General features: G+C 73.1%; 22 protein-coding genes. 12 read left to right on the top strand and 10 right to left on the bottom strand.

What is annotated here, in order from left to right; all coding sequences use genetic code 11:
* Positions 1–47: 47 nt before the first annotated feature.
* Positions 48–1154 (bottom strand): UDP-N-acetylmuramate dehydrogenase, encoded by a 1107-nt coding sequence (locus tag DFJ66_RS25750; protein ID WP_246029905.1) that lies wholly within the window; start codon positions 1152–1154, stop codon positions 48–50.
* Here DFJ66_RS25750 and DFJ66_RS25745 point away from each other — a divergent pair.
* The 5 genes from DFJ66_RS25745 (at position 1153) to DFJ66_RS45115 (ending at position 5486) form a co-directional block, all read left to right on the top strand.
* The gene (locus tag DFJ66_RS25745) at positions 1153–1650 is read left to right on the top strand and encodes a DUF2505 domain-containing protein (RefSeq protein WP_170199660.1); all 498 of its coding nucleotides are present in this window, start codon (positions 1153–1155) and stop codon (positions 1648–1650) included. The two genes, DFJ66_RS25750 and DFJ66_RS25745, sit on opposite strands and share 2 nt — an antisense overlap.
* Positions 1629–2432: a class I SAM-dependent methyltransferase gene (locus DFJ66_RS25740; RefSeq protein ID WP_121224585.1), complete on the top strand. Its 804-nt coding sequence runs from the start codon at positions 1629–1631 to the stop codon at positions 2430–2432. The genes DFJ66_RS25745 and DFJ66_RS25740 overlap by 22 nt, the downstream gene beginning before the upstream one ends.
* A 10-nt stretch (positions 2433–2442) precedes the next feature.
* Positions 2443–3177, top strand: a complete 735-nt coding sequence (locus DFJ66_RS25735) for a maleylpyruvate isomerase family mycothiol-dependent enzyme (protein ID WP_121224583.1) — start codon at positions 2443–2445, stop codon at positions 3175–3177.
* Positions 3178–3208: 31 nt separating this feature from the next.
* Positions 3209–4060: a formyltetrahydrofolate deformylase gene (gene purU / locus DFJ66_RS25730; protein ID WP_121224581.1), complete on the top strand. Its 852-nt coding sequence runs from the start codon at positions 3209–3211 to the stop codon at positions 4058–4060.
* Positions 4061–4421: 361 nt separating this feature from the next.
* Positions 4422–5486 carry a hypothetical protein gene (locus DFJ66_RS45115; protein ID WP_121224579.1) on the top strand — a complete coding sequence of 355 codons (1065 nt, stop codon included), beginning with the start codon at positions 4422–4424 and terminating at the stop codon, positions 5484–5486.
* Positions 5487–5629: 143 nt separating this feature from the next.
* Here the strand turns inward: DFJ66_RS45115 and DFJ66_RS25720 are convergent, their stop codons facing one another.
* Entirely contained in the window at positions 5630–6187 is a 558-nt protein-coding gene (locus tag DFJ66_RS25720; RefSeq protein WP_121224577.1) for a YbaK/EbsC family protein, read from the bottom strand.
* A gap of 85 nt (positions 6188–6272) precedes the next feature.
* On the opposite strand from DFJ66_RS25720, the gene DFJ66_RS25715 reads away from it, so the two are divergent.
* Positions 6273–7034 carry a MerR family transcriptional regulator gene (locus DFJ66_RS25715; protein WP_121224575.1) on the top strand — a complete coding sequence of 254 codons (762 nt, stop codon included), beginning with the start codon at positions 6273–6275 and terminating at the stop codon, positions 7032–7034.
* 42 nt (positions 7035–7076) lie between these two features.
* Here DFJ66_RS25715 and DFJ66_RS25710 read toward each other — a convergent pair whose 3' ends face one another.
* The 5 genes from DFJ66_RS25710 to DFJ66_RS25690 form a co-directional block, all read right to left on the bottom strand.
* Positions 7077–7622 (bottom strand): type 1 glutamine amidotransferase domain-containing protein, encoded by a 546-nt coding sequence (locus DFJ66_RS25710; RefSeq protein WP_121224572.1) that lies wholly within the window; start codon positions 7620–7622, stop codon positions 7077–7079.
* A 9-nt stretch (positions 7623–7631) separates the two neighbouring features.
* On the bottom strand, positions 7632–8294 hold the full coding sequence (locus DFJ66_RS25705) for an alpha/beta fold hydrolase (RefSeq protein ID WP_246029904.1): 663 nt from the start codon (positions 8292–8294) through the stop codon (positions 7632–7634).
* Complete coding sequence (locus DFJ66_RS25700; RefSeq protein WP_397556276.1) at positions 8288–8581, bottom strand: DUF2516 family protein; 294 nt, start codon at positions 8579–8581, stop codon at positions 8288–8290. The genes DFJ66_RS25705 and DFJ66_RS25700 overlap by 7 nt, the downstream gene beginning before the upstream one ends.
* 156 nt (positions 8582–8737) lie before the next feature.
* A complete protein-coding gene (locus DFJ66_RS25695) occupies positions 8738–9400 on the bottom strand; it encodes a hypothetical protein (protein WP_121231743.1) in 663 nt (220 codons plus the stop codon).
* Positions 9401–9409: 9 nt separating this feature from the next.
* Positions 9410–9799, bottom strand: a complete 390-nt coding sequence (locus tag DFJ66_RS25690; RefSeq protein WP_170199658.1) for a helix-turn-helix domain-containing protein — start codon at positions 9797–9799, stop codon at positions 9410–9412.
* A 112-nt stretch (positions 9800–9911) separates the two neighbouring features.
* On the opposite strand from DFJ66_RS25690, the gene DFJ66_RS25685 reads away from it, so the two are divergent.
* The gene (locus DFJ66_RS25685; protein WP_246029903.1) at positions 9912–11036 is read left to right on the top strand and encodes a methyltransferase domain-containing protein; all 1125 of its coding nucleotides are present in this window, start codon (positions 9912–9914) and stop codon (positions 11034–11036) included.
* 5 nt (positions 11037–11041) lie between these two features.
* On the opposite strand, the gene DFJ66_RS25680 is transcribed toward DFJ66_RS25685, so the two are convergent.
* Entirely contained in the window at positions 11042–11455 is a 414-nt protein-coding gene (locus DFJ66_RS25680; protein ID WP_121224570.1) for a TFIIB-type zinc ribbon-containing protein, read from the bottom strand.
* 73 nt (positions 11456–11528) lie between these two features.
* Between DFJ66_RS25680 and DFJ66_RS25675 the strand changes: the two genes are divergently transcribed.
* Positions 11529–13445: an NACHT domain-containing protein gene (locus DFJ66_RS25675; RefSeq protein WP_246029902.1), complete on the top strand. Its 1917-nt coding sequence runs from the start codon at positions 11529–11531 to the stop codon at positions 13443–13445.
* A gap of 18 nt (positions 13446–13463) precedes the next feature.
* Here the strand turns inward: DFJ66_RS25675 and DFJ66_RS25670 are convergent, their stop codons facing one another.
* On the bottom strand, positions 13464–14636 hold the full coding sequence (locus DFJ66_RS25670) for a pyridoxal phosphate-dependent aminotransferase (protein WP_121224566.1): 1173 nt from the start codon (positions 14634–14636) through the stop codon (positions 13464–13466).
* A gap of 80 nt (positions 14637–14716) precedes the next feature.
* On the opposite strand from DFJ66_RS25670, the gene DFJ66_RS25665 reads away from it, so the two are divergent.
* Positions 14717–15922 carry a DUF445 domain-containing protein gene (locus DFJ66_RS25665; protein WP_121231737.1) on the top strand — a complete coding sequence of 402 codons (1206 nt, stop codon included), beginning with the start codon at positions 14717–14719 and terminating at the stop codon, positions 15920–15922.
* Positions 15923–16677: 755 nt separating this feature from the next.
* Here the strand turns inward: DFJ66_RS25665 and DFJ66_RS25660 are convergent.
* Entirely contained in the window at positions 16678–17223 is a 546-nt protein-coding gene (locus DFJ66_RS25660; RefSeq protein ID WP_246029901.1) for a CGNR zinc finger domain-containing protein, read from the bottom strand.
* A gap of 141 nt (positions 17224–17364) precedes the next feature.
* On the opposite strand from DFJ66_RS25660, the gene DFJ66_RS25655 reads away from it, so the two are divergent.
* Genes DFJ66_RS25655 through DFJ66_RS25645 form a run of 3 tightly spaced genes read left to right on the top strand, consistent with a single transcriptional unit; the run spans position 17365 to position 20875 of the window.
* Positions 17365–17886, top strand: coding sequence for a PadR family transcriptional regulator (locus tag DFJ66_RS25655; protein ID WP_121224563.1), 522 nt, complete (start codon positions 17365–17367; stop codon positions 17884–17886).
* A complete protein-coding gene (locus DFJ66_RS25650; RefSeq protein WP_121224561.1) occupies positions 17883–18560 on the top strand; it encodes an ABC transporter ATP-binding protein in 678 nt (225 codons plus the stop codon). Before DFJ66_RS25655 ends, DFJ66_RS25650 begins: the two co-directional genes overlap by 4 nt.
* The gene (locus DFJ66_RS25645; protein ID WP_121224559.1) at positions 18557–20875 is read left to right on the top strand and encodes an FtsX-like permease family protein; all 2319 of its coding nucleotides are present in this window, start codon (positions 18557–18559) and stop codon (positions 20873–20875) included. The genes DFJ66_RS25650 and DFJ66_RS25645 overlap by 4 nt, the downstream gene beginning before the upstream one ends.
* The last annotated feature ends 15 nt before the right edge of the window (positions 20876–20890 follow it).

Here is a 20890-nt window from a genome sequence, read left to right as displayed (position 1 = left end):
TCGGCTCTGTTCGATTGCGCCGCCTCCGGCGTCGCGGGGCGAGGCGGTCAGAGTTCGCAGTTGACCAGGACCGGTTCAGGGTGGAGCTCGACGCCGAAGGCCGCCCGGACGCCGTCGCGGACCTCGCGGGCCAGGTCCAGCAGGTCCTCGGTGGAGGCGCCGCCGCGGTTGGTGAGGGCCAGGGTGTGCTTGCTCGACAGCGCCACCCGGCCGCCCGGACCGCGGTGGCCGCGCGTGAAGCCGGCGCGTTCGATGAGCCACGCCGCCGACAGCTTGCTCGCGCCCGGACCGCCCGGGTAGGTGGGCACCTCGACGTGCCGGCCCAGGCGTTCGGCGATCCGGATCAGCACGCCGGCCAGGGTGGAGGCGTCCAGGACCGGGTTGGTGAAGAACGAGCCCGCGCTCCACGTGTCGTGGTCGGCCGGGTCGAGCACCATGCCCTTGCCGCGGCGCAGCTCCAGGACCGCCTTGCGGGCCGCGTCGGCGGGGACCCGGTCGCCCTGGGACACGCCCAGCACCCGGGCCAGTTCGGCGTACCGGATGGGGGCGGACTGGCCGCCGGACGTGAGGGCGAACCTCGCCCGCAGCACCACGGCCCGGTCCGTGCCCTTCAACACACTGGTGCGGTAGGCCAGGCCGAGGTCGTGCGCGGGCACCTGGTGGACGCGGCCGGTGCGGCGGTCCAGGAGGTCCACCGACGTCAGGACCTGCGAGATCTCCACCCCGTACGCGCCGACGTTCTGGACCGGGGTCGCGCCGACCAGGCCGGGGACGCCGGACAGGCACTCCAGCCCGCCCAGGCCCTGCGACACCGCCTCGGCGACCACCGAGTCCCAGTCCTCGCCGGCCTCGACGGTCAGCTGCACCAGGCCGTCGCCCAGCGGGTCCAGGCGCCGGCCGCGCGTGCCGACCTGCACGACGGTGCCGGTGAAGCCCGCGTCGGACACCACGAGGTTGGAGCCGCCGCCCAGCAGGAGCAGCGGTTCGCCGGAGGCGTCCACCGCGCGCACGGCCTCGACCAGGTCGGCGGCCGTGGTGGCGCGCTCGAACCGGGTCGCCGGGCCGCCGAGCCGCAGCGTGGTGTGCTCGGCGAGCCGCACGTGGGTGCTGGACAGCGGGGTGGTCACGGGCGTCAACGGTAGCCTCCGCGGCATGGCACGCCGCATCGAGCACCTGACGACGTCCCGCTGGCCGGCCGCGGACGTCTACTCCGCCCTGGTGGACGAGACCTACCTGCGCGACCGGCTGGACGTCCTGGGCGGCACCGGCGCCGCGCTGATCGCCTTCGACAAGGCCGATGGCACCACGTCCTACCAGCTCAAGCAGGGTGTGCCCGCGGACAAGCTGCCCTCGATGGCCCGAAGCGTGCTGGGCGGCGACCTGATCATCGACCGGGCCGAGTCGTGGACCGAGGCCGGGTACACGGGCACGGTCGAGGTCACGCTGAACGGCGTGCCGGGTCGCCTCGACGGGACGTTCACCGTCGCCGACGCCGCCGGCGGTGGGAGCGAACTCACCCTCGTGGGTCAGGTCAAGGTGAGCATCCCGCTGATGGGCGGCAAGCTGGAGTCGCTGATCGTCGAGCAGGTCGCCCTGCTGCTGGACAAGGAATCCGAGTTCACCGCCGAATGGCTCGCACGCCGCGCCTAGCGGCGGGCCGGGCCCGCGCGCTCGGCCTGCCCACCAGGGGCACGACCAACCCCAACCGGCTGCGCCGCGTCGACCGGTGGGTCGCGCACGCCTTCGGTCCGCTCCTGGCAAGCGCCGACGACCCGCTCGTCGTGGACCTCGGCTACGGCTCGTCGCCGATCACGACCGTCGAGATGGCGGCCCGGCTGCGCCACCTCAACCCGGGCCTCCGCGTCCTCGGCCTGGAACTGGACGCCGAACGGGTCGCCGCCGGCGAGGCGGTGGCCGACCCGCCGCACCTGGAGTTCCGGCGCGGCGGCTTCGAACTGGCCGGCCGCCGCCCGCTGCTGCTGCGCGCGTTCAACGTGCTCCGCCAGTACACCGAGGAGCAGGCGGCGGAAGCCTGGGACACGATGGTCGGCCGGCTCGCGCCCGGCGGCGTCCTGGTCGAGGGCACGTGCGACGAGATCGGGCGGCGCTGCTCCTGGGTCGCCCTGACCGCGGACGGACCGCGGACCTTCACGCTGTCCTGCCTGCCGCGCGACCTCGACACCCCCGGTGACCTGGCCGAACGCCTGCCCAAGGCGTTGATCCACCGCAACGTCCCGGGCGAACGCGTGCACGCCCTGCTCGCCGAGCTGGACGCGTGCTGGGCCACCGCCGCCACCTACGCCCCGTTCGGCCCGCGCGCCCGGTGGGTGGAGGCGGTCCGCCTGCTCAGCGCCAAGTGGCCCGTGCTGGACGACCGGAAGCGGTGGCGGTTGGGCGAGGTCACCGTGCCGTGGGAAACGGTGCGGCCCTAGGCTCGGGCGGGTGCAGCACCACGACTACCTCGCACACGCCCGCGCCGAGTACGACGCGCTGCGGGCCGCCGTCCTCGCCGCCGGGCCGGACGTGCCGGTGCCGACGTGCCCCGGCTGGACCGTCCGCAAGCTCGTCGACCACCTCGCGGGCGTCCACTCCTGGGCGCTGACCGCCCTGCACACCCCCGCCGAAGGCGAGCGCCCCAAGGCCACGCCCCGCCCGCAGGACTGGGACGACCTGCTGACCTGGTGGGACGACCGGTTCACCGAGCTGGAGCGGCTGCTGGCGAGCCTGCACCCGGACACCCCGACGTGGACGTTCGTCGGCCCGAAGGTCGCCGGGTTCTGGTCCCGCCGGCAGGCGCACGAGATCGCGATCCACCGGCTCGACGCCGAGCACGCCCTGCACGGCCACGAGGTCCCGACCCTGTTGTGGGACACCGAGTTCGCCGCAGACGGCGTCGACGAGTACCTGACCCGGCTGCTGGTGCGCGCCGCCCAGGTCCACCCGGTCGAGCGCGAAGGCCGCCTGCTGTTCCACGCCGCCGACGCGGGCCGCACGTGGGAGCTCCGCATCGCCCCCGGCCAGGTGCCCGAGACCGGCACCCCGACCGACTCGGCGACCGACGAGGACACCACCGTCGCCGGCACCGCCGACGCCCTCTACCGCGCGGCGTGGGGACGGCCGAGCGGAGCCATCGTTTCGGGTGACAGGTCGCTGCTGGACTCGCTGCCACGACCGTGAATACTGCTGAACCGTGGTAGAGCGACGCTATGTGATCACCTTCGGGTGCCCGGACCGCACCGGCATCGTGGCGCGGATCTCCTCCTTCCTGGCCGAGCACGGCGGCTGGATCGTCGAGGCCGCCTACCACACCGACCCGTCGACCAACTGGTTCTTCACCCGCCAGGAGGTCCGCGCCGACTCCCTGCCCTTCGGGGCCGACGAGCTGCGCGCCCGGTTCGGCCAGGTGGCGCGCGAACTGGGCGCGAACGCCAACTGGCGGATCAGCGACACCGGCGAGCGCAAGCGCGTGGTGATCCTGGTGTCCAAGGAAGGGCACTGCCTGTACGACCTGCTGGGCCGGGTCGCGTCGCACGAGATGGACGTGGACGTGTCCGCCGTCATCGGCAACCACGCCGACCTGGCCGGCATCACCCGGGCACACGGCATCCCGTTCCACCACGTGCCCTTCCCGCCCAACGACCCGGAGGGCAAGCAGGCCGCGTTCGCCCAACTGCGCCAACTGGTCGACGCCCACAAGCCGCACGCGGTGGTGCTGGCCCGGTTCATGCAGATCCTGCCGGCGGAACTGTGCGCCGACTGGGCGGGCCGCGCGCTGAACATCCACCACAGCTTCCTGCCGTCCTTCATCGGCGCACGCCCGTACCACCAGGCGCACAGCCGGGGCGTGAAGCTGGTCGGTGCCACGTGCCACTACGTGACGGCGGACCTGGACCAGGGCCCGATCATCGAACAGGACGTGATCCGCGTGGACCACACCGACTCGATCCCGGACATGGTCCGCAAGGGCCGGGACATCGAGAAGGTCGTCCTGGCCCGAGGCCTGCGCTGGCACCTGGAGGACCGCGTCCTGGTCCACGGAAACCAGACAGTGATCTTCTAGACCGCCCACCGCCCACCGCTTTCCGCTTTCCGGTTTCCGCGCGCAGCGCGCTGTCTCCGGTGGTGACCACCACAGGTGGAGGGCCTCGGTTCCCCCGCCGTATGGCCTGCCCGAAGGGCTACCGCATTTTGGGCCGGGTGCAGCCAAATTTTTTGCGAGGAACGAGCCAAAAATTTCGCGGCACCCGGCCCAAAATGTGGTTGGCTCCGCCAGGCCATACGGCGGGGGAACCGACGCCCTTCACCCCCCGCTGGCGGCCTGCCGCGCGGCGAGCGCCGCTTGTCATCTTTTCATCTTTTGATCTTTTCATCTTTTGATCTTGAGCCCGCGCAGCGCACCCTGAGAACGTAGGCTGCGGCTCGTGCGCACCGAGATCACCTCCGTCGAGCAGGCCCTGACCGCCGACCTACGGGGCGCAGTCCTGGTCGGGCTCGATCTCTCGAACCACGACCTGCGAACCCCGCTGGACGGAGCGCTGTTCCTAGGCTGCGCCCTGTCGCAGGCCACACGCCGGCGGGCGGACGCGGCCGGGGCGTTGGTGTTCCCGGACATCCCCGACGTGCCCTACCACGTCTACCGCTCCTCGCTCTACACCCCGGCGGAGCTGTTCGCCGGGTTCGACCCCTCCCGGCCCGAGTCGTACGCCGACACCCCCGACGCCCGGATCTACCGGCACAGCAAGCAGCAGGGCCACCACCCCGACCCCCTGCACGCCCTCGCCGAACGCCTGCACGACCACGCCATCACCGAGGCGTTGGACGAAGTCCTCGAAGGTGCGCCGGTCGCGGTGATGGGCGGGCACGCTCTGGCGCGGGACACCGCCGGCTACCGGCGGGCGGTCGAGCTGGGCGCGCGGTTGGGCGAGGCCGGGTTCACCGTGCTCACCGGGGGCGGGCCGGGGGCGATGGAGGCCGTGCCGCTCGGGGTGCGGGTCGGGGTCGACGACGGGGTGCTGAAGGAACTCGCGAGAGCGCCGCGGTTCGGTGGCGACGCCGAGTCCATCGGCCGCTGGATCGCCGCGTTCCCGACCGACCTGCCGACGTTCGACCGGCCGCGCACGATCGGCATCCCGACCTGGTTCTACGGGCACGAGCCGCCGAACCCGGCGTGCGAGCTGCACGCCAAGTACTTCGCCAACTCGGTGCGCGAGGAGGGCCTGCTGACCGTCGCCACCGGCGGCATCGTGTACACGCCGGGCAGCGCGGGCACAGTGCAGGAGGTCTTCCAGGACTACACCCAGAACCACTACGGCTCGGTCGGCCCGCCCGCGCCGATGGTGTTCCTGGGCACCGACTTCTGGGTGCACGAGGTCCCCGCCGCGCCGCTCGTGCAGCGACTCGCGGCGGGTCGCGAGGCCGAGCGCTGGATCCTCGTCACCGACGACCTCGACGAGGCCGTGGAGTTCCTCCGCGGCTACCCCGCCTGACCCGACCCACCCACCCACCCGACCCGACCCACCCAGCCGACCCGACCCACCCGGCCTACCCCGCCCGACCCACCCCACCCGACCCGGCCTACCCCACCCGCACCGGCCTACCCGCCTAACCCGCCTGACCCGCCCGACCCGGCTCACCCGGCCGGCCGCGCCAGGTCCTCCAGCACCTCCGCGCCGGGCAGCTTGGCCAACACCTCACCGGGCACCAGCACCTTGCTGCCCCGAATCCCACTCCCGATCACCAGCTCGGGCGCGGCGGCAACCTCAGGCGACAGCAGGACCGGCCACTCCGCAGGCAGCCCGACGGGCGTGATCCCGCCGTACTCCATGCCCGTCAAGCGAACCGCGTCCTCCATGGGCGCGAACGACGCCCGCCGCGCGTCCAGCCGACGCCGCACCACCCCGTTCACGTCGGCACGCGTGGTGGCCAGCACGACGCAAGCCGCGTACCGGACGGTGTCGCCCCGCTTGCCCGCGACGATCACGCAGTTCGCCGACGCCTCCAGCGGCGAGCCGTAGTGGGCGCAGAACTCGGCGGTGTCGGCCAGGCTCGGGTCGATCTCGCTGACCGCGACCCGCCCCGCGTCGGCAAGCCCCCGCAGAGCGGCGGCGACAGGTTCGGCGACCAGGTCGAGCCGGTCGAGGACGGGCACGGGCTTCAAGGTTCCGGCGATGGTCCACACGCCGTCCATCTTGCCGCAGAGCCCGTCGAACTCGGCTTGACGTTGACGCTGCGTCAACCTCTACCGTGGCTCGGGCAAGGGGAGGTGACGGTGAATGGCCTGGTCGATCGCGCAAGTGGCACGCATGTCCAAGGTGACGTCGCGGACCTTGCGGCACTACGACTCGATCGGGCTGCTCGCACCGGCGTGGATCGGCGGCAACGGCTACCGGTACTACGAGCGCGAGCAGTTGCTGCGGCTCCAGCAGATCCTGCTGCTGCGCGACCTGGGGCTGAACCTGGACACGGTCGCCGAGGTGCTGGACGGCCGGCACCGCACGGTCGACGTGCTGCGCAACCACCAGCAGTGGCTGCACGCCGAGCAGGAGCGGCTCGCGCGGTTGAGCGAGACCGTCGCCCGCACGATCGAGGAGCTGGAAGGGGGTGAGCACACGATGAAGATGGAGGAGCTGTTCGAGGGCTTCGACGCCGACCGCCAGGCCCGCTACGAGGCGGAACTGGTCGAGCGGTACGGCGAGGGCGTCCAGGAGCACATCGACGAGAGCAAGCGCCGGGCGCAGGGCTGGACCAAGGCCGACGCCGACGCGTTCACGGCGGAGTGGCAGGCCGTCGCGAAGGCGTTCGGCGAGCTGTTCGACGCGGGCGCCGCGCCGGACGCGCCGGAGGTCCAGGAGGTCACCGACCGGCACTACCGGTGGATCTGCCTGAGCTGGACGCCCGACCGCGAGTCGTACACGGGCCTGGGCCGGTTGTACGTCGACGCACCGGACTTCAAGGTCCAGTTCGACGCCCACGCCGAGGGGTTCGCCGAGTGGGTGCGCGACGCGATCGCCGCGTACGCGCAGACCCGGCTCTGATCGGTTCCGGCGGGGAGGTGCACATCCCCGCCCAGGGCTGTCCTACAGCTCGAACGCCTTCAGGGCCTCGCGGTTGAACGCGGGCAGGTCGTCGGGCTTGCGGCTGGTCACGAGGGTCCAGCCGCCCTCGGTGCTCACGCTGACCTCCTCGTCCACCCACTGCGCGCCCGCGTTGCGGATGTCCGTGGCCAGGCTCGGGAACGACGTGAGCGTCTTGCCGCGCACCACGTCCGCCTCGACCAGCAGCCACGGCCCGTGGCAGATCGCCGCGACCGGCTTGCCCGCCGCCACGTGCGCCTTGACGAAGGCCACAGCGTCCCGATCCATGCGCAGGAAATCACTGTTGGCCACACCGCCGGGGATCACGACACCGTCGTAGTCGGCCGGGTCGGCGTGCGCGAACGGCACGTCCACGTCGAACGTGTCGGCCGGGGTGAGGTGCTCGAACGCCTGGACCTGCCCGAGCTTCGGCGCGAGCAGCCTCGGCACCGCGCCCGCCTTCTCGACGTGCTGCCAGGGGTCGGTCAACTCGACCTGCTCGATGCCCTCCGCGGCGACCAGGAAGGCGATCTTCTTCTGTTCGGCCATGCCGTTCGGCTACCCGTGCAGGAAGTCGACCAACCACGTGCGGACGTCGGCGCGGTGCGTCAGCCACGACGGCACCAGTTCCAGTCGCCCGTTCGGGAACGCGGCGGCCGTCTCCTTCGCGATGTGCTCGGGGTGCAGCGGGTCGTCCGTCGCGCCCACGACCAGCACCGGGATGTCGACGGCGTGCAGCACGGACCGGTCGGGGACGGCGGTCTTGCCGGGCAGTTCGGCCAGGGCGTCGTCCAGGCGGGTGAACGCCTGCCGGCGTTCGGCCTGGTACTCGGGCGGTCCGCCGACGACCGTGATGGCGAACTCGCGCGCCAGGAACGGCCGCGGCTCGTCCAGCACGGCGGGCAGGAGCAGGGCGACCTTCTCGAACGCGGCCGGCTCGTCGGCCAGCAGCGCGATCAGGGCGGCCGAGGTCAGGGACACGCCAATCGCTTGCGTCGCCCCGGTCTCCCGCGCGACGGCGCGCAGGTCGGCGGCGATGCGGCGGTAGTCCCAGTAGCCGGGCGGCGCGTCCGGGGCGTCGCCGTGCGAGGGCAGCGTGACGACGACCTTCGTGCCGCGCAGGCCGGACGTGGGCAGGCGCGCTTCACCCGGGGTGGCGCCGAGGCCGTGGCCGACGAGGGTGACCGGTGTGCCGGAGCCGAAGGTCCGGTAGGTCACCACCGCGGGCCGCGCTGGACCTCGATCAGGCGGGGCCGCACGTCCACCAGGTAGACGAGCACCGCCACCAGGCCCGCGAGCCAGAACATCAGCCCGGGGCCGGCGAGGCTGAACAGCAGCAGCGCGAACGTGCCGCCGCCGGTGATGCCCAGCCACGCGGGTTTGGTGAGCCGTTCCGCCGCGGTGAAGGCGTCCGCCCGCTGCGACAGGGCGTGCGCGAACGCGAAAACACCCGTGATCAGTCCGGCGTAGTACGCCAGGAACATGACCCAGACGTCGAGTAGCGACAGGTCGAGGGGCGGGATCGGGAACAACACGCCACCCAGGCTACGTGCTGCGCGGCGGCGGCGTACAGCCGAAACCGGACACCCCCGCGCGAGACGCCGGGCACCCGCCCGGACGGGAACGGGGCGCCTCCCGTGGGAGACGCCCCGTGACCTCGGCACTCACTTGGTGGTGCCGCCCGGCTTCTTGGCCGTGGTGGAGCGCGGCGCGGCCGGCTTGCGGACCGGCGTGGTGCGCGCGGCGGCGGTGCGGTTCGCGGCCTTGCGGGTGGTGCTGCGGACCTCGTGCGCCACGTCACCGCCGACCTCGACGACGGTCTCGGCCAGCTTCTCGCTCGCCTCGTCCACGTCGTTGGCCACCTTCTCACCGACCGAACGGGTCCGGCGGGTGACCTTGCCGAGCACGTCGTCGGCCAGCTCGCGGGCGTCGGCCGCGGCGGCGCCGGTGCGCTTCTGCGCGGTCTCGACGGCCTCCTCCACCTGGTGGATGGCCTTCTGCACCTGCGGCGCGGACTTGATCTTGTCCAGCGCCTCCTGGCCGTGCTCGGCCAGGAACTGGTACAGGTTGAGCGCGGACTGGGTGTAGGCGTCGACGACCTTGCGCAGCTCGGCCGGGTCGAACTTCTCCTTCAGGCCGGAGAAGTCGGTCGACTCGGCGGCGTTCTTGCTCGCCTCGACGCGCTCCTTGGCCTTGTTCAGCGCCTCGATGACGGCCTTGGCGGCCAGGTCACCCGCGCCCAGGGCGGCCAGCAGCGGCGTCCGGGCGGCGGCGACGGCCTGCTCGCCGGCCTTGCGCAGTTCCTCGGTGGTGGGCAGGTTCGGCATGGAGATCACTCACTCCTCGGTGTGCTGGTCTGTGTTCTTCGCGGCGTTCTCCCGCCGGAACGACTCGTAGACGTCGAGCAGCACCTGCTTCTGCCGCTCGGTCAGGTCCGGGGCGGTGACGATGGCGTCGGCCAGCGCGCCGCCCGCGCGTTGTTCGAGGATCCCGGCCTCGACGTAGAGCGCCTCCGCCGAGATCCGCAGCCCTTTGGCGATCTGCTGGAGGATCTCCGCGCTCGGCTTGCGCAGTCCCCGCTCGATCTGGCTGAGGTAAGGGTTGGACACCCCGGCGAGCTTCGCCAGTTGGCGCAACGAGATCTTGGCGGTGTTGCGCTGCTGGCGGATGTACTCGCCGATGTCGCGGCCCAGGTCGGCGACCGCCTTGTCGATGGACTTGTCCACGTCCCGGGGCACCTCCTCGTCCTGGCACCGACGGTACGCGCGGGTGCTAGCAGTTGCAAGCGCTCTGCTAGCAAACCGGACGTGGGCTCGCCCACAGCGCTACGGTGGGGCGGTGGACCCGGCGGCGAACCTCCGCGACGAGCTGGTCGACTCGCTCGTGGCCGCCGGCGTGCTCGCCGACCCGCGGTGGGTCGAGGCGTTTCGCCAGGTACCGCGGCACGTCTTCCTGCCCGGGTTCTTCACGCCCGGCCCCGGCGGCACGTGGCGGGCGGTGACGTCCGACGCCCCGGACCACCTGGAGGCGGTCTACCGGAACCAGGTGTGCGTCACCCAGCTCGACGGGTCGGACGCGGCCTGGGAGCAAGCACTCGCGACCGGTCGCCCCGTGGAAGGGGTACCCACCAGCTCGTCGAGCATGCCGACGATCATGGCGATCATGCTGGAGGCGCTGGACGTGCGCCCCGGCGACACCGTGCTGGAGATCGGGACGGGCACCGGCTACAACGCGGCCCTGCTGTGCCACGTGCTCGGGTCCGGGGCGGTGACCTCGGTGGACGTGGACGGCGGTGTGCTCGCGCGGGCCGTGGCGCGGCTGGCGGAGGCGGGGTACCGGCCGTGGTGCGCCGAGGCGGACGGCGAGCTGGGGTTCCCGCAGCGGGCGCCGTACTCGCGGGTGCTGGGGACGTGCGCGGTGTCGCGGGTGCCGGTGGCGTGGCTGGACCAGGTCGAGCCGGGCGGGATGATCGTGACGACGCTCAACCGGGCACTGGGCGCGGGCTTGCTGCGCCTGGTCGTGCACGACGGCGTCGCGACCGGTCGGGTCATGATCGACGACGGCCGGTTCATGCCGCTGCGCGCGCACAACCAGTCCTGGGCCGAGGCGGCTCTCGCGACGGCGGCCACCGCTCCGGCGACGACCTCCCGCACCACCCCGTTGCCCGCGCGGGCGGTGGTGGACCCGGTGTCCGGCTTCGAGTTCTTCGCGGGCCTGGCCCTACCGGACGTGGTGACGGCGGGCGACCCGGTGCGCCTGGTCCACCCGGACGGCTCGTGGGTCCGGTACCACGACGGCGTCGTCGACCAGGGCGGCCCGCGCGAGCTGTGGACCTCGGCCGAACAGGCCTACGAGACCTGGCGCAACCTCGGCCGTCCCCGCCGGCAGCACTTCACCTTCACGGCGAGCCGCGACGAGCAGCACTTCGCCCTCGACGGCTCGGCGCTGACCTGGCCGATCTGAGCGGCTCAGTCGAACAGCTCCTCCAGGAAGCTGCGCCGGCGGTGCGGGTAGTGCCGGTAGTCCTGGTAGCCACCGGGGTACCCGGGCGGCGGCGGACCCGGCACCGTGCCCGGCGGCGGCTGGTAGGGCGGCGGCGTCCCGGGCGCGGCGGGCGGCGGTTGGTAGGCGGGCACACCGGACCCGCCCGGATGAGCCGGCACACCGGGGCCGCCTGGGTGCGCGGGCACCCCACCGGGCACCCCACCGGGCACGTCGGTCGGGTAGGCGGGTGGCTGCGCGTAGTGGGCCTGCTCGGCCGCGATGATCTGTTCCAGCTCACCGCCGTCGAGGAAGACGCCCTTGCAGTTGTCGCACTGGTCGATGTGCACGGACCCGCGGGCGATGGTCCGCATCGCCTCGTGGCACTTGGGGCAGATCACATACCCGAGCGTACGCACGACACGGGGGTGACCGCGTCACCACCAGCGGTGACGGGTGGGACATGATGCCCTCGTGTCCCGATTTCGCCAACGCGCCGTGCTCGTGGGGTGTGTCCTGGCCGCCCTGCTCGCGGCGGCCGGGTTGTTCGTCACCGACTACGGCATCGACCCCGACCTGTGGCTGTCCGGGCTGGCGGTCGGGTTCCTCGCGTTCCTCGCCGCGTTCGACCCGTGGCTGCACCGGCGGCGCGCGGCCGGGCTCGCGACCGACGACAACCTCGACGCGGCGGTGACCGCGCTGGCGAAGGCGCTGCACGCGCAGTGGACCGAGGAGTCGAAGGCCCGCGGACTCGGTGACGACCTGCTCGACCTGCACTGGAGTTCCGCGCACGGCCGGCCGGGCCGCAGCGACGCGGTGGTGGGCGCGTTCGAGCGCGAGCGGCGGATGGTGTTCCTCGGCGAGGCCGGGTCCGGCAAGAGCACGGTGGCGATGCTGCTGACGATCGGCCTGCTCGACCGGCACGTCGACGGGCCGGTGCCCGTGCTGCTGCCGCTGTCGACCTGGGACCCGGACGTCGAGGACGTGCGGACGTGGATGACCCACCGGCTCTACGAGGACCACCCGGCCCTGCGCAACACCGAGCTGTACGGCAGCTACGCGGCCGACCTGCTGATCGAGCAGCGGCGGGTGTTCCCGGTGCTGGACGGCCTGGACCGCATCCCGCGCGCCAAGCGGGCGGACGCGCTGGAGCGGATCAACCGGGCGTTCCCCCGGTCCTCGCCGCTGGTGCTGACCAGCCGGTACGACGAGTTCGCCGAGATCGGCGTGCCGGTGCCGGCGGCGGACGTGGTGGAGCTGCAACCGCTGGACCACGAGGAGATCGCGGGCTACCTGCGCGCCCACGCCGACCCGCTGACCGCGGCCCGCTGGGAGCCGATCTTCCTGCACCTGCGCGACGAGCCGGACGGCCGCCTGGCCGAAGCCCTGTCGACGCCGCTGTCGGTGTGGCTCGCGGGGGTCGTCTACGCGCACGGCGAGCCCAGCGAACTGCTGGACCGGGGCCGCTTCCCCGACCGCCGGTCGATCGAGGACCACCTGGTGGACGCGCTGGTCGACGGCGCTTTCGGCGACCGGGGCGTGGCGCACCAGGCGCGGGCGAGCCAGGTGTGGCCGCGGGACAAGGCGCGGCGGTGGCTGGCGTTCCTCGCGCGTGCGGCGGGCATGGAGGACATCGCCTGGTGGCGGGTGCGGCGGTCGGTGCACGGGACGTGGCTGGCCCTGCTGGGCGCGCTCGCCTTGGGGACCATCGGCGGTGTCGGCGTGGCGTGGCTGATGGCCTACGCGAGCTCGCCGAAGTTCGCGCCGTGGACGGGCCTGGCCGCCGGCCTCCTCGTGGCCGCCGCCGCCCTGCACGCGTCCGGCACCGGGGAACCCAAGCCGCGCCTGGGGGTGTGGCGGAGCCTGGTCGTGGTCAGCGGCGTGGCGGGCACGGCCGTGGGGCTGGCGTTCGGCGCGCTGTACGGGGTGTCGGCGGGTCTCGTGGTCGGGCTCGGCGTGGCGGTGGCGGTGGCGCTGCGGTTCGCGTTGGCGGACAACGCGGAGCTGACCCACCCGTCGAGTCCGAAGTGGACGATGGCGCGGGACCGGATCGCGGTGTGGACGGGCTCGCTGGTGCTGTCGGTGGTGTTCGGCGCGGCGGCGGGCCTGGTGTTCGGGCCGCGGCAGACGGGCATGGTCGGGTTGGGCCTGGCCAGCGGCCTGATGCTGGGGTTCACGCTGTCCGTGCTGCGCCTGCGGTGGTGGTGGTTCACGGTGGCGCGGATCTGGCTGGCGGTGCGCGGGAAGCTGCCGTGGGAGCTGATGGTCTTCCTGGAGGACGCCCGCAAGCTGGGCGTCCTGCGCCAGGCCGGCGCCTGCTACCAGTTCCGCCACGCCCTGGTGCAGGAGCGCCTGGCCGGCACCCGCGCCGAGGTGCCTTCGGACGTCTAGCGTCCAGACGTCCGGCGGCTAGGCGTTGAGCTTGTGGAGGCGGCGGATGGCCTCGTCCAGGACCTCGTCCTTCTTGCAGAACGCGAACCGGACCAGGTGCTGCCACTGCTCCGGGTGGTCGGTGAAGACCTGGACCGGGACCGCCGCCACGCCGATGCGTTCCGGCAGCTCGTGGCACAGCTGCAAGCCGTCGGTGAAGCCGAGCGGGCGGACGTCGGCGGTGATGAAGTACGTGCCTTCGGAGGGCCGCACCGCGAAGCCCGCCTCCGCCAGGCCCTCGGCCAGGCGCGAGCGCTTGTTCTGCAAGGACGTCCGCAGCCCCTCGACCCACTCCAACTCGTTGCGCAGCGCGTGCGCCACGGCCGGCTGGAACGGGGCCCCGCCGACGAACGTGAGGAACTGCTTGGCCGCCCGCACCGCCCCGACCAGCCCCGCGGGCGCGCACACCCAGCCGATCTTCCAGCCCGTGCAGTTGAACGACTTGCCCGCCGACGAGATCGCGATCGTGCGCGCCGCCATGCCGGGCAGGGACGCCAGCGGCACGTGCTCGACGTCGTCGAAGACCAGGTGCTCGTAGACCTCGTCGGTGATCGCGACCAGGTCGTGCTCGACGCACAGCCGGGCGATCTCGGCCAGTTCGTCCCGGTTGAGGACGGTGCCGGTCGGGTTGTGCGGGGTGTTGACCAGGATCACCCGGGTCTTCGGACCGATCGCCGCGCGCAGGGCCTCGACGTCCAGGCCCAGGCGACCCGTGCCCGGCTCCTCGACCAGGCCCACGGACCGGCGGGTCCCGCCCGCGAGCGCCACGCACGCCGCGTACGAGTCGTAGTACGGCTCGATCAGCACGACCTCGTCACCCGGCTCCACCAGCGCCAACAGCGACGCGGCGATCGCCTCGGTGGCCCCGACCGTGACCAGGACCTCGGTGTCCGGGTCGTAGTTCGTGCCGTACCGGGCGCGGTGCTCGGCGATGGCCTCGCGCAGCACGGGCATGCCGGGGCCGGGCGGGTACTGGTTGAGCCCGCCGTCGATCGAGTCCTTGGCGACGGCCAGCATCCCGGCCGGGCCGTCGGTGTCCGGGAAACCCTGCCCGAGGTTCACCGCCCCGGTGCGGACCGCCAACGCGGTCATCTCCGCGAAGATCGTCGAGGTGAACGGCCGCATCCTGGTGACTAGCGCTGGTTCCCGCACAAGCCCGAATCTTCACGGACAATGGCGTCGTGGAGCAACTGACGGCCGCTGACCAGCTCAAGCGCGCGGGCCTGCGCCGGATGAAGCTCGTCGCCACGGGGTTCTTCCTCGCGGCGACGGCGATCTTCCTGGTGGCCCTGGTCTTCGAGGACGGCGGACCGGCGTGGATCGGGTACGTGCGGGCGGCGGCCGAGGCGGGCATGGTGGGCGCCCTGGCCGACTGGTTCGCCGTGACCGCGCTGTTCCGACGCCCCCTGGGCCTGCCCATCCCGCACACGGCGATCATCCCGACCCGGAAGAACACCTTCGGCGACGCGCTCGGGTCGTTCGTCGGCACGAACTTCCTGGCCGAGGACGTCGTGAAGGACAAACTGCGCCGCGTGGGCGTGGCCCGGCGGGTCGGCGCGTGGGTGTCGGTGCCCGACAACGCCGAGCGGGTGACGTCCGAACTGGCCAACGTCATCAAGGGCGCGGTCACGGTGCTGCGGGACGACGACGTGCAGGCGATCGTCGAGCAGGCGGTCGTCCGGCGGCTGACCGACCAGCCCTGGGGCCCGCCGCTGGGCAAGCTGCTCGGGCAGGTGCTGACGGACGGTGCGCACCACAAGCTGGTGGACCTGGTGTGCGACCGGGCCTACGACTGGGTGCGCGACAACTACGACCGGGTCATGACGGTCGTGTCCGACCGCGCGCCGACGTGGTCGCCGAAGTTCGTGGACTCCCTGCTGGCCGACAAGGTGTACTCGGAGCTGCTGAACTTCGCGTGGGCGGTGAAGACCGACGTCAACCACCCGATGCGCCAGGCGGTGGACCACTTCCTGATCGAGTTCGCGGCCGACCTGCAGCACGACCCGGCCACCATGCAGCGGGCGGAGAACGTGAAGCAGCAGGTGATCGACCACCCGGACGTGCAACGCCTGATCGGGTCGGCCTGGGGGACGGCGAAGGGCATGCTGCTGACGGCCGCCGAGGATCCGTCGTCGGAGCTGCGCAAGCGCGTCCGGGAGGGGTTGATGTCGTTCGGGCGGCGACTGGTCGAGGACGACACCATGCGCGCCAAGGTCGACGGGTGGCTGGAAGGCGCGGCGGGGCACGTGGTGTCGAACTACCGGCACGAGATCACGACGCTGATCACGGACACGGTGGAGCGGTGGGATGCGGAGGAGACTTCGCGGAAGATCGAGTTGCAGGTGGGGCGGGACCTGCAGTTCATCCGGATCAACGGCACGGTGGTGGGCGCGTTGGCGGGGTTGGTGATCTACGCGGTGGGCCAGCTGGTGGTGTGACACGGGCCGCCGGGCGCAGGGTGGGCGCTGGGCGGGCGCGGGAGGACGCAGGGCGAGCGCGGGCGGGCGCAGGACGAGCGCGGGCGGGCGCAGGACGGGCGCAGGACGAGCGCGGGCGGGCGCAGGGCGGGGTGCGGGCGGGCGCAGGGCGGGCGCAGGGCGAGCGCGGGGCGGGCGCAGGGCGGGTGCGGGCGGGCGCGGGGCGGGCGCGGGGCGGGGTGCGGGCGGGCGCAGGGCGAGCGCGGGGCGGGGTGCGGGCGGGCGCAGGGCGAGCGCGGTGCGGGGTGCGGGCGAGCGCGGGGCGGGGTGCGGGGGCTTTGTCGCGTCGGGCGTTGTCCGCCCGCCCACCCCCACCCAGGCCACCCTGCACAAGCCAGGCGCGCGGGCGCGCCCAGCGCGCTTCGCGCGCGGACCCGCGCTGCGCGCGGGGCGCACGGCCCGGCGGAGCCGGGGCCGTGCCGGCCGCCGCAGGGCGGCTCCGCCGCAGGCGGGTGCTCTTCGGGGCTTGTGCGGGGTGGCCTGGGTGGGGCTGGGCGGGCGGACAACGCCCGACGCGACACAGCCAACCCCGACCCGCCCAGCCCAGCCCGACCCAACCAGCCCGACTCAACCGGTCCAGCCCAGCCGCGCCCAGCCCGTCCGCGCCCAGCCCGACCGCGCCCAGCCCGACCGCGCCCAGCCCAGCCCGCGCCCAGCCCAGCCCGCGCCCAGCCCAGCCCGCGCCCAGCCCGCGCCCGGCCCGCGCCCGGCCCGGCCTACGACACGCTCAGCGCGCGCCGTTCCCGCCAGTTGCGCGCCTTCTCCCGGTTCCCGCAGACCTGCATCGAGCACCACATCCGGGACCGGTTCCTCGACCGGTCGAAGAAGGCCCACAGGCAGCCGTCCGCCTGGCAGATCTTGAACCGTTCCCACGATCCCAGCACCGCCAGCCGCGCCGCCGCGCCCAGGACGGCTCCCAAGGCGTCCTCGCTGGACATCATGGGCACCCCGTGGCTCAGGTCGACCCGGATCAAGCCCGCGGCCGGGGTGGGGTCGGGGCCGTCGAGGCGTTCGGACCGCTCGCCCAGGGACGCGCGCAGCGAGGTGCGGACGGCTCGGGCTTCGGCCAGGTCGCCCGTCTCGCCCAAGCCGCGTTCGGCGACCCAGGTGCGCCAGGCGGCGGCGTCGTCGAGGACGTCCGTGCCCAGTTCGACGTCTCGGGTGTTGAGGAAAGCGAGCAGCAGCTCCACATCGTGTTCCGCATCGCCGGCTCGACCCTGCGCGAGAGCCGCGTGGTCCCAGCCGGCCGCCAGACCAGTCACCCCTCCACTGTAGGCGGCGACGGGCCCCGATGTGGCGAAGTAACCGTCAACTCATTGACACCGGTTAGCCATTTTGCCCGACCGGGTGACCTCCGATCAGGCTATGAACCGGGTGTATACACCGTGTGTATAGTCGCCGGCATGTCGATCGGACACACCCTGCTGGGCCTGCTGGAAAAAGGTCCACGGCACGGTTACGACCTGAAGAAGGCCTACGACGAGCGCTTCGGCCAGGACCGGCCGCTGCACTACGGGCAGGTCTACACGACCCTCTCCCGGCTGCTGCGCAACGGACTCGTCGAGGAGGCCGGGGTGGAGGCCGGTGACGGGCCGGAGCGCAAGCGGTACGCCATCACCGATGCGGGGGTCACCGACGTGGAGCAGTGGCTGACCACGCCGGAGAAGCCCGAGCCCTACCTCCAGAACACCCTGTACGCCAAGGTCGTGCTCGCCCTGCTGTCCGGTCGCAGCGCGGACGACGTGCTGGACGTCCAGCGGTCCGCGCACCTGCGCACCATGCGCGAGCTGACCCGGCGCAAGGCCGACGGCGACCTGGCCGACCAGCTCATCTGCGATCACGCGCTGTTCCACCTGGAGGCCGACCTGCGGTGGCTGGAGCTCACGGCCGCGCGCCTGGGCACGCTGTCGGAGGTGGTCCGGTGAGCGCGTTGCTGGAGGCCGTGGGCCTGCGCAAGTCGTTCGGGCCGACGCCGGCGCTGGACGGGGCCGGGCTGAGCGTGCACCCGGGCGAGGTGGTGGCCGTGATGGGTCCCTCCGGGTCGGGCAAGTCGACGCTGCTGCACTGCCTGGCGGGCATCCTCACGCCGGACGCGGGCGTGGTGCGGTACCGGGACGTCGAGCTGAGCGCGATGGCCGACGGCGAGCGCAGCGAGCTGCGGCGCACGGACTTCGGGTTCGTGTTCCAGTTCGGCCAGCTCGTGCCGGAGCTGAGCTGCCTGGAGAACGTGGCGCTGCCGCTGCGGTTGGGCGGGGTCAAGCGCAAGGAGGCCGAGTCGCGGGCGCGGTCCTGGCTGGAGCGGCTGGAGGTGGCCGACGTGGCCGACAAGCGGCCCGGCGAGACCTCCGGCGGGCAGGGGCAGCGGGTGGCCGTGGCGCGGGCGCTGGTCACCGGGCCGCGGGTGGTGTTCGCCGACGAGCCGACCGGGGCGCTCGACTCGTTGAACGGCGAGCGCGTGATGCAGCTGCTCACCGCCGCGGCGAAGGAGACCGGCGCGGCGGTCGTGCTGGTCACGCACGAGGCCCGGGTCGCCGCGTACTCCGACCGCGAGGTCGTGGTGCGCGACGGCCGGTCGCGGGAAGTCGAGCCGGTCCGATGACGGTCGTGCGGCAGTGGGCGGCGGACCTGCTGCTGGGCGTCCGGCTGGCGCTGGGCGGCGGGCGCACGTCGTGGGTGCGGCTGGCGCTGATCGGCGCGGGGATCGGGATCGGGGTCGCCGTGCTGCTGGGGGCGTCGTCCGTGCCGAGCATGCTCCAGGCGCGGGCCGAGCGCGGCGCGGCCGGGATGGCGGTGCTGGGGAAGGCCGAACCGGGCAAGGACGTGCTCTACGACCGGCGCTGGTCGACCGAGTTCCGCGGCAAGGGGATCGGCGGCCGGTTCGTGGCGGCCACCGGGCCGGGTGCGCCGGTGCCGCCGGGCCTGTCGAGGGTGCCCGGCGACGGCGAGGTCTTCCTGTCCCCCGCCCTGGCGCGGCTGCTCGACTCGCCGGAGGGCGAGCTGCTGCGCGAGCGGTTCCCGCAGCGGCGGGCCGGGCTGATCGGGCAGGTCGGCCTGAACGCGCCGCACGACCTGGAGTTCATCGCGGGCGACGACTCCGTGCGGCAGGTCCCGGGGAAACCGGTCGTGGCCTTCGGCGGCGCGGAGCGGGAGCGCGAGCTGGACCCGATCCTGTCGCTGCTGATCATGGTCGGCGTGGTGGCGCTGCTGTTCCCCGTGCTGGTGTTCGTGGGGATCAGCACCCGGCTCGCGGGCGCCGAGCGGGACCGCAGGCTGGCCGCGCTGCGGCTGGTGGGCGCGGGCGCGCGGCGGGTGCGGCGGATCGCCGCCGGCGAGGCGCTGCTGGGCGCGTTCACCGGCCTCGCGGTCGGCGCGGTGCTGTTCCTGGTCGGCCGGTTGTTCGTGGAGAACGTGCAGCTCGTGGGCATCAGCGTGTTCGTCGGGGACGTCACGCCGGCCCCGGCGCTCGCGGCGCTGATCGCGGTGCTGGTGCCGGTGCTGGCGGTGGTGACGGCGATGATCGCCATGCGGCGCACGGTGATCGAGCCGCTGGGCGTGGTGCGCCGCGCGAAGCCGGTGCGGCGGGTCCTCTGGTGGCGGACGATCCCGGTCGTCGTCGGCGCGGCGGCGCTGCTCACCCAGGCCGGGGCGTTGAGCGGCCCGGACGCGCGGACGAACACGACCGCCTTGATCGGCGGCATCCTGTTGCTGCTGCTGGGCATCCCGCTGCTGCTGCCGTGGGTGGTGGAGCGCGCGGTCGGCCGGTTGCGCGGCGGTGCGCCGTCGTGGCAGCTCGCCATCCGCAGGCTCCAACTCGAGAGCGGCACGGCGGCGCGGGTGGTCGGCGGTGTGGCGGTGGTGCTGGCGGGCGCGATCGCGTTGCAGTCGGTCCTGGCCAGCGCGGAGAGCAAGATCGTGGATGCGCCGGCGCGCCCGGGCGACCCCACGCGGCTCGTGGTGAACCTCGACCGGTCCACGCCCGAGATCTCCGCCACCGTGACCGGGCTGCTGGAACGGGCCGTGGGCGTCGAGCGCGTGCACCCGATGTGGACCTTGCCGTACAAGTCCGCCGAGGACGACTACCGCGGGGCGCTCGTCGCCTCCTGCGAAGCGCTGGCCACGCAGGCGTCCTTGCCCGGCTGCAAGGACGGCGACGCGTTCTACTCGATCACGGACGAGCGCCACGACAACTCGATCGCGGACCGCGAGAAGCCGGGCACCCGCGTCACCCTCGCCGACGGGTACGGCGAGGACCAGCGCATCGGTCCACAGTGGACGATCCCGGCGTACACGCGGGTCCGCCCGCCCGCCGGGTTGGAGAACGAGGCGATCCCGGGCCTGCTGCTCACGCCCGGCGCGCTCAAGGGCGTCGACTTCCCGTTGTCCCACCTGACCGTCCTGGTGAAGATCGACCCGGACCAGCCCGACATCGCCGAACACGTGCGCAACGCCGTCAGCCCGCTCACCTGGCGGACGTACTCGTACTACTTCGGCGCCTCCGACGTGAGCGAGCGCATCGAGCAGTTCCAGAGCATCCGCCAGGGCCTGCTGGCGGGTTCGCTGGTGACGTTGCTGCTGGCCGGCGCGAGCCTGCTGGTGCTGGCGCTGGAACAGGTCCGGGAACGCCGGCGGCCGCTGGCGGTCCTGGCGGCGAGCGGGGTGCCGAGGGCGGCGCTGGGTCGGTCGTTGCTGTGGCAGAACGCGGTGCCGCTGGTGCTGGCGCTGGTGGTGTCGGTCGCGATCGGTTGCGGCCTCGCGGTGCTGCTGCTGCGGGTCGTGTCCCAGCCGATCGTGCTTGACTGGGCGGGGATCGCGATCCTCGGCGCCGCCGCCGCGGCCCTGGTCGCCGCGGTGACCGCGCTGACCTTGCCGTCGCTGCGCCGGGCCACGGGTGCCCTGGGCCTGCGCGCCGAGTGAGGTCACCTCGAACCG

This window comes from Saccharothrix variisporea, assembly GCF_003634995.1.
GTDB lineage: Bacteria > Actinomycetota > Actinomycetes > Mycobacteriales > Pseudonocardiaceae > Actinosynnema > Actinosynnema variisporeum.
Note: the sequence above shows the minus strand (reverse complement) of the source record. Positions and strands in the feature narration are given on the sequence as shown.